Raw genomic sequence first — 10,342 nt, forward strand, 5'->3', positions numbered from 1 at the left:
TCGCCCTTTCCCGCCGCACTCAACGCCCGTGACGGTTCTTCAGCATCCAGGCGGAAACAAGCATGTCGCGCTTCTTTCGCTCCATCGTCAGCAGATTCAACGGTGCCGCGAACCGCTGCCGGGCGATCGACTTGACCCTGCAGAACTCCCGCAGCCCGTCCGCGCCGTGGATGCGACCGAAACCCGAGTCGCCGACGCCGCCGAAGGGCAACGCAGCGACACCGGCGAAGCCGAGTACCGAACCGATCGTGACGACACCGGCCCGCAAGGCTTCGGCCACGCGCATCGCCTTTCCGGCGTCCTTCGTGAATACGGAAGCACCGAGGCCGAATGCGGTGCCGTTCGCTCTCGTCACCGCCTCGTCGAGACTCGTGACCTTGTTCACCACGACTGTCGGCCCGAAGGTCTCCTCACAGATCGCCGTGCTGTTCTCCGGAACGTTGGTCAGGACGATCGGGCCCACGTAGCCGTCCTTGATGGAGTCGAGCCCGCCGACCACGGCGGAGCCACCCTTGTCCAACGCATCCTGTACGTGACGGCGCACGACGTCGGACTGGCTGGTCATCGTCATCGGCCCGTAGGACGCATCCTTCGGACCAGGGTGCAAAGCCTTCGCCTTGTCGGTGACCAATCGGACGAAATCGTCGTAGACCGAGTCGACCACGTAGATTCGTTCCACTCCGGCGCACGTCTGCCCGGCGTTGCCCATGGCACCGAAGACGGCGAAGCCGGCTGCTTCCTCGAGATCTGCGTCCGAGTCGACGAGCATGGCGTCCTTGCCGCCTGCCTCCACGACGAGCGGAGTCAGCGTTTCCGCACACGCGGCCATCACCCGCTTGCCCGTCGCGGCAGAACCTGTGAAGGCGATCTTGTCCACGCCGGCTGCGACGAGCGCCGATCCGGTGGATCCATCACCCGTGACGACCTGGAGGACAGGCTGATTCGGGACGAGGGCCGCCCACTTCTCGGCGATCCATACCGCCACCCCGGGGGTCAGCTCGCTGGGCTTGAACACTACGGCGTTGCCCGCCGCCATAGCGTAGGAGACGGAGCCCATCGGGGTGTACACCGGATAGTTCCACGGACCGATGACGCCGACCACGCCCATCGGCTCGTATCCGACGCTGCTCGCCTGATTCGCACTGACCAGCCCGGAAGCCACCTTGCGGCGGCGCAAAACTTTGCCGGCGTTCTTGGCCGCCCAGTCGAGGTGCTCGATCGCGAGCATGACCTCGAGGAGTGCGTCGTCGTACGGCTTTCCCGTTTCGTCCGCAACGAGCCGGGCGAGTTCCTCTCCGTCCCGCGCCATCGACTTCTTCCAGTCGAGCAGCCACTTCTTGCGGCCGTCGAAACCGAGCCCCTTCCACCACTGAGCCGCGCTGCGGGCTCGCTCGACCGCGTCACGCACGCCACGCTCGCCGTGGATGGGGTACTCGGCCAGTACTTCGCCGGTGCGCGGGTCCAGGGACGAGAACGTTCCTGGTGACGGTTCCGCGGAAGGCAACGGCGTGGTGCCTGCACTCGTGTCGGTCGTTTCGGCCTGCTGTGGCATGGCACTTCCTCCTGGGAATCACATCAAATATATGTGATGTGATGTAATGTAGTGAACATCACAGTATGCGGCAGACCGCATTCCGGCAAGCCCCGCACAGACCCCTGCGCCGGGCCGGCCGTCCGCCGCCTCACCCACGAGGAGCCCTTCGCGCATGAGCGTCGAATTCACCAGTGAACAGAAAGACTTCGCCGCGGCGATCGCCGATTTCTGCAGGCGCGAGACCGGCACCCGCGAACTGCGGGACAAGCTGACGAACCACGGTGAGCACAACCACAACCAAGACGTCTACGAGAAGATGGCCAAGCTCGGCTGGCTCGGAATCACGGTTCCGGAGGAATACGGCGGCTCGGGCGCCGGCCTCGTCGACATGTGCATCCTCCTGGAAGAGGCCGCCAAGGGAATGGCCCCGATCGGTGGCATCGGGCCGACGTGGATCACCGGTGGCGCGTACGCCAAGTTCGGTACCGAGGCCCAGAAGGACGTCGTCCTGCGCGGCATCGTTGCCGGCCGCTCGCAGTCGATCTCGATGTCCGAACCGGAGGCCGGGTCGGACGTCGGAAATATCAGCACCCGCGCGGAGAAGACCGCCGACGGCTGGGTGATCAACGGGCAGAAGACCTGGTGTTCCAACGCGCACTTTGCCGACAACATCCTGCTCGTGGCTCGCACGGGGCAACCGGTCAAGCGCAGCGCGGGAAGTTCTGCCGGGGAGGGAAAGCACGAAGGGCTGACGATGTTCCACGTGCCCGCCGGGACGGAAGGGCTGACGATCAGAGGCATCGGCACCATGGGCGGCAAGGAGGTGAACGACCTCTACTTCACCGATTGCGCGCTTCCCGCGGATGCCGTGGTCGGCGAGGTCGGCAACGGCTGGCGGCAATTGATGACCGGCTTGAACTTCGAACGCCTGATCCTCGCGGCCATGATGCTCGGTACGGCGCAGCGGGCGTTCAACGACACCCTCGAATTCATCACCCAGCGCAAGCAGTTCGGGAGGCCGGTCGGAACGTTCCAGGTACTACGTCACCGCATCGCCGATCTCGCCACCGAGATCGAGTGCTGCAAGCTTCTCGTCTACAGCGTCGCCAAGGAGGCCGACGCCCACCCGGACAAGATGCTGGCCCGCGAAGCGTCGATGGCCAAGTTGAAGGTCACCGAGACTGCCAAGAAGGTGGCGCTCGAAGGCATGCAGATGATGGGCGGTTACGGCTACGCCACCGAGTTCGACATGGAGAAGCACGTTCGCTCGGCCCTCGTCTCCAGCATCTACGGCGGCACCAACGAAATTCAGCGCGACATCATCGGTAAGACCTACGGCTTGTAAGCACCGCTCGCGGTTTATGCTGGTTGCCGCATCTAAGGAGTCACCCATGACGTTGCCCTCCGTGTCACGAAGCTCAGCGGCCCTGCGCCGTCGACCGCAGCTGTCCGACGACGTCGCCGTGCACGTGCGGAACCTGATCATGTCCGGGGGCGTTCGTCCGGGTGACTTCATCCGTCTGGACGACACTGCCGCGGAGTTGGGAGTCAGCGTCACGCCGGTACGCGAAGCCCTCCTGACTCTGCGCGGTGAAGGGCTCGTCGAACTCGTCCCCCACCGCGGCTACGTAGTCGCCCCGCTCAGTCGCGAAGACATCAACGACCTCTTCTGGCTCCAGAGTCAGATAGGCGAGGAACTCGCGGTGCGGGCCACCCGGGCAGCTACCCCCGAGGCCATCGAGGAATTGACCGACATCAACGACAAGCTCGAGCGGGCGGTGGAGGACAACGACGCCGCCCGCATCGAGGATCTCGAGTTCAAGTTCCACCGGGTCATCAACCACCTGGCGAACGCGAACAAGCTGTCGTGGTTCCTTCTCAGCGCCACCCGCTACACGCCGGCGCACTTCTACTCCTCAGACCCCGACTGGGGCGAGTCGGCGGTCGCGAGCCATCGCCGTCTCATCGCGGCCATGGCGGAGAAGAAGGCCGACGTGGTGGGGGCCGAGAACAAGGCACACTTCATGGACGGTGCCCAGCGATTGGTCGCCCACCTCGACGAGATCGGCATCTGGGACTGAGTCCGCCCCGACCAGGTGCCGCCCTCAGGGCACGTCTCAGCCCGCCTCACACGGGGCCGGGTTGCGGTCGGCGTACGTGGGGTCGAGAGCCCGCTGAATGATGTAGAGCGCGCGCGGATCGGTCGTCAGCTCGTTGTGCTCGGCAGCGTTCGACTCACACCCGTCCTGAAGCCACACGTTGTGCACGGTCGCACCCGGTCCGGCGGTGAGAAACGTGTTCTCCGGCGGAGTCGAGACCGTGTCCCGGCGACTCGCGACCACTGTGTACTCGATACCCGGGTCCGTGTCGCCCGCGGCATTGAGAACTTGCAGGAACGGCGAACCGACCATCTGCTGGATGTACGAGGGCCCGACGGCCACGCCGGCGAGCGTCGTCACGGGCACACCCAGGGCCTGGGCGACGGCACCGAGCATCTGCACGTCCCCGAAACTGGTGCCGTGATTGGTAGCACCCAGCGTGACGAGCGAATGCACCTTGTTCAGGGCGGGATTGTTGCGATCGGCGCCACCTTCGAAACGGAGGTACTGCCGGGAGAGCGTGCCACCGAGCGAGTGCCCGACGATGTCGACCTGAGGGGCACCCGTCGTGGAACGGACCCGATCGACGAATACCGCGAGTTGCCGAGCCGACTCGGCGATGTCGGCACCGCCGAACATGCGCAGCAAATTGCCTTCGGTGAGACCCGCGACCTGCCCGTAGTTGAGGGCGAAGACGCAGTACCCCTCGGCCGCGAGAGCCGGCGCGAGGTCCTTCCAGGTGGCCGCCATGCTGACCCACGTGCCGTGCACGAGCACGACCGGGCGGGGGTGCTCGGGCGAGGGCTTGCAGTTCCAGTCGTTCGCCCCGGGCAGCACCGCAGGATCTGCGACGGGCTCGGGCTCAGTCGCCGCAGGGTCCGCCGCTGCAGGTGCCGCACCGAGCATAAAGATGCCCGCGAGCACTAACATGAGGGCCTGGGTGGCCGACGAAATACGCATATGCCTCATATCCTGGATAGGCCGAAAATAGACTTCTGGTTACGTTACCCAAAAGTCCATCAAAGTCTCAATCCGTGATTGAGACTATGGGGGTGATCACCACCGGTTCGCATCCGCAACCCGACATTTCGCCGTCTCGGCAGTCCGGGAGGCGCGGAGAAACGAACCACCACTGACACACGATAGTCGGGATGAGAAAGCTACTGCCGATCGAGTGACTGGGGCGACTATGTATTTCTCCGTAGAAGAGGGGAAGAGCGATGATTCCGGAAAGGCCCCTGACGCCTCGGCGCACCAGGCACTCGAGGATCTGCGCGCCGAACTCGACGCCGTCGACGCCACGCTGCTCGACGCCGTAGGCCGGCGACTCGAAGTGTGCCGACGTATCGGTGAACTCAAGCGACGCTCCGACATCGCGATGATGCAACCGCACCGGATCGGCCTGGTGCACGAACGCGCTCGCCGCTACGCGGACAGCCACTCCCTGTCCCCCGCCTTCTTCGACGCGCTCTACGACCTGCTGATCGCCGAGACGTGCAGGCTCGAGGAGTTGGTCATCAACGGCGAGACGGGCGCGAGCGGTCCCGGTGACAGTGGCCACAACGGCCACCACCGCCCCCATCCCTCGACGAATGTCGAATCGTCATGAGTACGCGGACGCTGCTCGTCGACAACTACGACTCCTTCACCTACAACCTCTTCACCTTGCTCGCGGAGGTGAACGGCGAGCCCCCGACCGTCGTGCACAACGACGTCGAATGGGACTCCGTGCCGTGGTCCGAGTTCGACAACATCGTCATCTCCCCCGGCCCAGGACGCCCCGAACGCCCCCGTGATTTCGGCATCAGCGCCCGGGTCATCGCCGAGACCGGACTGCCCGTCTTAGGGGTGTGCCTTGGTCACCAGGGACTGTGCCAGTTGTTCGGCGGACAGGTCGTCCTGGCGCCGGAGCCGATGCACGGACGCGTATCGCTCGTCGAACACCACGGCAGCGAACTCTTCGAGGGCATCCCGTCGCCGTTCCCCACGGTGCGTTACCACTCGTTGATCGCGCGGGATCTGCCCGACGACCTCGAGGCGACGGCCTGGACTACCGACGGTCTCCTGATGGGCGTGCGTCACCGGAGCCGGCCCCTGTGGGGCGTCCAGTTCCACCCCGAGTCGATCAGTACGGCGTTCGGACACGAACTGCTCGCAAACTTCCGCGACCTCACCCCGACGCACTCGGGTACACCGACTCCCGGGTCGATGCTGAAGATCCCCGTCCCGCACGCGCCGTACGTCATCTCGCAGGTCCGCATCGACCACGAGGTCGACCCGCGCACCACCTTCGAGGATCTGTTCGCCACGGGGCCGAACGCATTCTGGCTCGACGGCACGTCGGCATCGGAACCGACTTCTCGCTTCACCATCATGGGCAACTGCTCCGGGCCCCGCGCCGAGTACATCACCTACGACGTCGGTGAATCGATCGTGCGGATCATGCGCGAGGGGCTACCCGTGGAACAGGTCCACGCCCCGTTCTTCGACTACCTGGAACGCCAACTGGCGGCCAGGTCGGTTCCCGGACTCCCCGGAGTGCCGTTCGGGCTGGGCTACGTCGGCTATCTGGGCTACGAACTGAAGGCCCAGACGGGTGGCGCCGCCGCCCACCGATCGCCCACCCCCGACGCTGCACTCGTGTTCGCCGACCGAGCCGTGGTCATCGATCATTCCAACGAACGCACGTATGCGCTGTGTCTCAGTGATCACCAGGATGATCCCGAGATGCGCCGTTGGCTCGACGAGATGGAGGCGGCGCTACGGCGGCTCGCGGAGCCTGACCACCCGGCGTCGGCAGTGCCTCCTATCAGGAAACCCGAATCGACGGAGCTGGCACTGCGTCACGACCACGACCGGTATCTCGAGCACATCGCGTCCTCGCTCGCCGAGATACGGACGGGCGAGTCGTACGAGGTGTGCCTGACCAACATGGCGGCCGTGGATCAGACGATCGATCCACTGCACACCTTCGAGCTGCTTCGCACCATCAGCCCCACTCCGTACAGTGCGTACCTCCAGTTCGCGGGCCTGTCCGTTCTCAGCGCGTCGCCCGAACGCTTCCTGCGGATCGGCCCGGACCGCGTGGTGGAGTCGAAACCGATCAAGGGAACGCGTCCGCGTGGGGCGACCCCGGCCAAGGATGCGGCCCTGCGTCAGGACCTGCTCGACAGCGAGAAGGACCGCGCCGAGAACCTGATGATCGTGGATCTCACGCGCAACGATCTGGCGAGGGTGTGTGTGCCGGGGTCGGTGCACGTTCCCAAGCTCTTCGACGTGGAAACGTATGCAGCGGTCCACCAGCTGGTGTCCACGGTGCGTGGGACGCTCAGTGCCGACGCCTCGGTCGTCCAGTGCGTCCGCGCCGCCTTCCCCGGCGGTTCCATGACAGGCGCGCCGAAGATCCGGACGATGGAGATCATCGACCGGCTCGAGTCGGGACCGCGCGGTGTCTACTCGGGAGCGATCGGTTACTTCTCACTGACCGGCACCGCCGACCTGTCGATCGTCATTCGCACGATCGTCGCTACCGACAGCGAAGTGACCTTCGGGATCGGCGGCGCCATCACGGCGCTGTCCGATCCCGAGGAAGAATTCGACGAGGCCATGGTCAAGGCCGCCACCATGGTGCGGGCATTATCCGTCACCGCGGACACCCCGAACGAAATAGGACCATGACCATTCCGGCGACATCATCCCGGACCGTCGTACTGATCGGCGGCCGCGGTGATGTCGGCCGAATGCTGACCGGTCGGCTCCGCGGCGACGGAATGCGCGTCCGGACCGTTGACATCGACGTTCCGGATGTGGCCGACGCCGACTCCGTGCAGGGCGACATCACTGATCCGTCACCCGAAGTGCGCGCACTGGTGCAGTCGGCTGACGCGGTGGTGCTGGCGGTATCGGAAACCGTGGCGTTGAACGCACTGGCGTTCCTGTCCGAGTCGCTGGCCGAGCACGCCCTGCTGGTCGACACCCTGTCGGTGAAGTGCCGATTCGATGCCGCTCTGCGGGCGAACCCGCTGCCCAACAGTGCCCTCGGAATCAACCCGATGTTCGCCCCCGCATTGTCGCCGCAGGGCAGGCCGATCGCGGCGGTGATGTATCAGGACCGCGGTGACCTCGGCTGGTTCCTGACGTCGCTGTCCGGGTGGGGTGCGTCGGTCGTCCATCTGGACGCCGAGCGCCATGATCGGCTGACCGCGCTCACCCAGGCACTCACCCACGCCGGTGTGCTGGCATTCGGACTGGCGCTGGGCGAACTGGGGGCCGAGGGCGCCGAGCTGACGGCGATGGCAACCCCACCGCACTTGATGTCCCTCGCCCTTCTCGCACGGGTGGGGGGTGGGGTACCCGAGGTGTACCGGGACATCCAGGTCGGCAATCCGTTCGCCGCGCAGGCCCGACGCGCGCTCACCGACGCGATGCGCGCTGTCGACCACACCGTCGAGAACGGCACCGATCAGGACTTCGCCGACCTCATGTCCCGGTCGATCTCGACACTCGGTGACCGGCGCGAGCCCCTCGCCCGCCTGTGCGCCGAACTCTTCGCCGACCTCCAGCACACCGCGCCCCGGTTCTGGGACGGGAACGGAGAATCCTCATGACGATCGACAACGCCCACGCCCTGCCGGAGCACGACCCGAACGACCCGGTCGAAAGCGCCGTGGTTGCCCGGCTCGCCCGCAATTGGGGGCAGCGGGCGACAGTGAAGAAGCCGGAACCTGATCTCGACGCCCTGTTCGACCTCGACAAGCGGGACTACCCCGACGAACTGCTGCCTTTCGCCGACCACGACAGTTTCCGCCACGCACCTGAGGATCAGCAGAACAGACTCCGCGCGTGGGGCTGGATCGCGTTCAACAAGAACGTGATGGACATCGAGCAGTACGTCGTGAATCCGGGCTTCGATCTCGTCGCCCACGACGCCCTCGACACCGGTATCGGCGACACGTTCGCGGTAGCGGTACACGAGGCCATGGTCGACGAGCAGTACCACACGCTGATGCATCTGAATGCGAGCGCGGTGACGCGCAGGCGCCGCGGCTGGGCCATGCCGAACAACGCCTTGCCGGACGTGCTGACACTGCGCCGCCAGCGTGCCGCCACCGCTGACGCCGCCGACCCCCGGAAGCGGGCGATCACCACCTTCGCCTTCATGACGGTCGCCGAGATCTCCATCAGCTCGTACCTGAACCTCATCTCCGAGAACGAGGCGATCCAGCCGGTCAACCGGGCCACGGTGCGGCTACACAATCGCGACGAGTACTGCCACGCCTCCATCGCCGACGAGATCGCGGGTGTCGTCTACGACACGCTGGGGCCCGACGACCGGCGGCACCTCCTGGACGGGCTCGTCGATGCGATGACCGCCTTCAGCAGCAACGACTACTCGACGTGGCGCACCATCGTCGAGGTCATCGATCTCCACGACGGCCAGACGATGATCGACGACGCCGAACACGACACAGGGCGTTCTGCTCTGGTGCAGGACTTCGGCGGTATTCACAAACTGTGCAAGCACCTCGGCGTCGCGGGCGAGATGTCGTTCGACTGGGCGTAGCACCTCATACGTGCGCGCGAGGCTGCGGTCGCCGTTCGGCGCCGGCGAAGAGGCGGCCCAGCGAGAACGACTCCCGCTCGGGATCCCACGCACGGAACGGCACCCACATGAGGAGATAGAACGGCATCGCGGTCGCGGCGACAGCGAACGTCCCGAGGGCCGCCGACAGGCGCTTGCCGTGCAGCGTCAGCGTGCGAGGACCGCGCAGCACGTAACGCCAGTAACTGCCCACCGGAGACAGATACCGACGACCGGAGATGCTCGCTTCCATCCCCGGCACCATCGCACAGGACAATCCCTCGCTCTGCAGGGTCAACGACAGATCCGTGTCTTCGTGGACGTCCTCGCCGTCGTGTAACGCGGACTTGATGTCCTCCCACGCCGTCTTGAGAATCGCCATGTTCGAACCGAAAAGTCCGGGCGCGGCGATCGACTCACCCCGTTCGAGTTTCGCCTCATTCTTCGCATTCATCTTTCGCTGCAAGGACGCGAACAGCCCCTGAAACGGAAGGTCATAGCAGGTGCAGGTACCGGTCGCCGCGACATATCTGTCGCTGTGCCGGGAAAAGAACAATTTGATATTCGCGGCCCAATCCTCATTAATTTTCGTGTCGACATCAATTCTCGCTACGATATCTCCCGTCGCGGAATTCATTCCCGTGCTACGCGCGGGCGCACAGCCCTGTGCCACTTCCTTGACGAGCCGCACCTTGGGTTCCCGGTGCTGCGCAGCAGCAACTATCGCTGCCGTCGCGTCGGTCGAGTTGTTGTCGACCACGATGACCTCGTCGATGTGATCGATCTGCTCGAATATCCTGTCCAGACACTCCTGGATTGCCGCTTCCTCGTTGTACGCCGGGATAACCACGGAGAGAGTTGAAATCGACATGCCTCAGTAATAGCAAAGGTTCCGAATATCCGCGCACCGAGGTCATTAATTGGACAATTGTTCAAAATACTCTCGGTCTGTCGCGAAGACGCTCGCCACCTGAAGTTATCGAGTAATTCACCCGGCACGGTACCGACGGCGGGTTATGCGCCGATCCAGTGAACTCGAGGTATTTATCGAGGCGAAAATATACTGAGTCGGCTCCGGCCCGTCCTGGCGGCGGAAGAGACGAGCTCTCCCACCGCCCGGATGATGCC

The 10,342-nt window shown here is 64.9% G+C and carries 9 protein-coding genes; 6 read left to right on the forward strand and 3 right to left on the reverse strand.

The window, feature by feature from the left end; translation table 11 throughout:
* Positions 1-19: 19 nt before the first annotated feature.
* Positions 20-1,552: an aldehyde dehydrogenase family protein gene (locus R4P95_RS25595; protein WP_317746938.1), complete on the reverse strand. Its 1,533-nt coding sequence runs from the start codon at positions 1,550-1,552 to the stop codon at positions 20-22.
* 154 nt (positions 1,553-1,706) lie between these two features.
* Here R4P95_RS25595 and R4P95_RS25600 point away from each other — a divergent pair, with 154 nt between their 5' ends.
* Both R4P95_RS25600 and R4P95_RS25605 read left to right on the forward strand, forming a co-directional pair.
* Positions 1,707-2,879, forward strand: coding sequence for an acyl-CoA dehydrogenase family protein (locus R4P95_RS25600; RefSeq protein WP_317746939.1), 1,173 nt, complete (start codon positions 1,707-1,709; stop codon positions 2,877-2,879).
* A gap of 46 nt (positions 2,880-2,925) precedes the next feature.
* The gene (locus R4P95_RS25605) at positions 2,926-3,615 is read left to right on the forward strand and encodes a GntR family transcriptional regulator (protein ID WP_213577150.1); all 690 of its coding nucleotides are present in this window, start codon (positions 2,926-2,928) and stop codon (positions 3,613-3,615) included.
* A gap of 36 nt (positions 3,616-3,651) precedes the next feature.
* On the opposite strand, the gene R4P95_RS25610 is transcribed toward R4P95_RS25605, so the two are convergent.
* Complete coding sequence (locus R4P95_RS25610) at positions 3,652-4,593, reverse strand: esterase/lipase family protein (protein ID WP_213577149.1); 942 nt, start codon at positions 4,591-4,593, stop codon at positions 3,652-3,654.
* Positions 4,594-4,822: 229 nt separating this feature from the next.
* Between R4P95_RS25610 and R4P95_RS25615 the strand changes: the two genes are divergently transcribed.
* The 4 genes from R4P95_RS25615 to R4P95_RS25630 are packed head-to-tail and all read left to right on the forward strand — an operon-like array spanning position 4,823 to position 9,196.
* Complete coding sequence (locus tag R4P95_RS25615; RefSeq protein ID WP_213577824.1) at positions 4,823-5,242, forward strand: chorismate mutase family protein; 420 nt, start codon at positions 4,823-4,825, stop codon at positions 5,240-5,242.
* The gene (gene pabB / locus R4P95_RS25620) at positions 5,239-7,311 is read left to right on the forward strand and encodes an aminodeoxychorismate synthase component I (protein ID WP_317746940.1); all 2,073 of its coding nucleotides are present in this window, start codon (positions 5,239-5,241) and stop codon (positions 7,309-7,311) included. Before R4P95_RS25615 ends, pabB begins: the two co-directional genes overlap by 4 nt.
* Positions 7,308-8,240 carry a prephenate dehydrogenase gene (locus tag R4P95_RS25625; protein WP_317746941.1) on the forward strand — a complete coding sequence of 311 codons (933 nt, stop codon included), beginning with the start codon at positions 7,308-7,310 and terminating at the stop codon, positions 8,238-8,240. Before pabB ends, R4P95_RS25625 begins: the two co-directional genes overlap by 4 nt.
* The gene (locus R4P95_RS25630) at positions 8,237-9,196 is read left to right on the forward strand and encodes a diiron oxygenase (RefSeq protein WP_317746942.1); all 960 of its coding nucleotides are present in this window, start codon (positions 8,237-8,239) and stop codon (positions 9,194-9,196) included. Before R4P95_RS25625 ends, R4P95_RS25630 begins: the two co-directional genes overlap by 4 nt.
* 4 nt (positions 9,197-9,200) lie before the next feature.
* Here R4P95_RS25630 and R4P95_RS25635 read toward each other — a convergent pair whose 3' ends face one another.
* A complete protein-coding gene (locus tag R4P95_RS25635) occupies positions 9,201-10,085 on the reverse strand; it encodes a glycosyltransferase family 2 protein (RefSeq protein ID WP_317746943.1) in 885 nt (294 codons plus the stop codon).
* Positions 10,086-10,342: the final 257 nt, after the last annotated feature.

Source organism: Rhodococcus sp. IEGM 27 (assembly GCF_033142305.1).
GTDB lineage: Bacteria > Actinomycetota > Actinomycetes > Mycobacteriales > Mycobacteriaceae > Rhodococcus_F > Rhodococcus_F oxybenzonivorans.

What these genes read in the sequence shown, in the direction of transcription:
- R4P95_RS25595 (WP_317746938.1), bottom strand. Translation starts at nt 1,552, where the DNA reads ATGCCACAGCAGGCCGAAACGACCGACACGAGTGCAGGCACCACGCCG.
- R4P95_RS25635 (WP_317746943.1), bottom strand. Translation starts at nt 10,085, where the DNA reads ATGTCGATTTCAACTCTCTCCGTGGTTATCCCGGCGTACAACGAGGAA.
- R4P95_RS25600 (WP_317746939.1), top strand. Translation starts at nt 1,707, where the DNA reads ATGAGCGTCGAATTCACCAGTGAACAGAAAGACTTCGCCGCGGCGATC.
- R4P95_RS25630 (WP_317746942.1), top strand. Translation starts at nt 8,237, where the DNA reads ATGACGATCGACAACGCCCACGCCCTGCCGGAGCACGACCCGAACGAC.
- R4P95_RS25605 (WP_213577150.1), top strand. Translation starts at nt 2,926, where the DNA reads ATGACGTTGCCCTCCGTGTCACGAAGCTCAGCGGCCCTGCGCCGTCGA.
- R4P95_RS25615 (WP_213577824.1), top strand. Translation starts at nt 4,823, where the DNA reads ATGTATTTCTCCGTAGAAGAGGGGAAGAGCGATGATTCCGGAAAGGCC.
- R4P95_RS25625 (WP_317746941.1), top strand. Translation starts at nt 7,308, where the DNA reads ATGACCATTCCGGCGACATCATCCCGGACCGTCGTACTGATCGGCGGC.
- pabB (WP_317746940.1), top strand. Translation starts at nt 5,239, where the DNA reads ATGAGTACGCGGACGCTGCTCGTCGACAACTACGACTCCTTCACCTAC.
- R4P95_RS25610 (WP_213577149.1), bottom strand. Translation starts at nt 4,593, where the DNA reads ATGCGTATTTCGTCGGCCACCCAGGCCCTCATGTTAGTGCTCGCGGGC.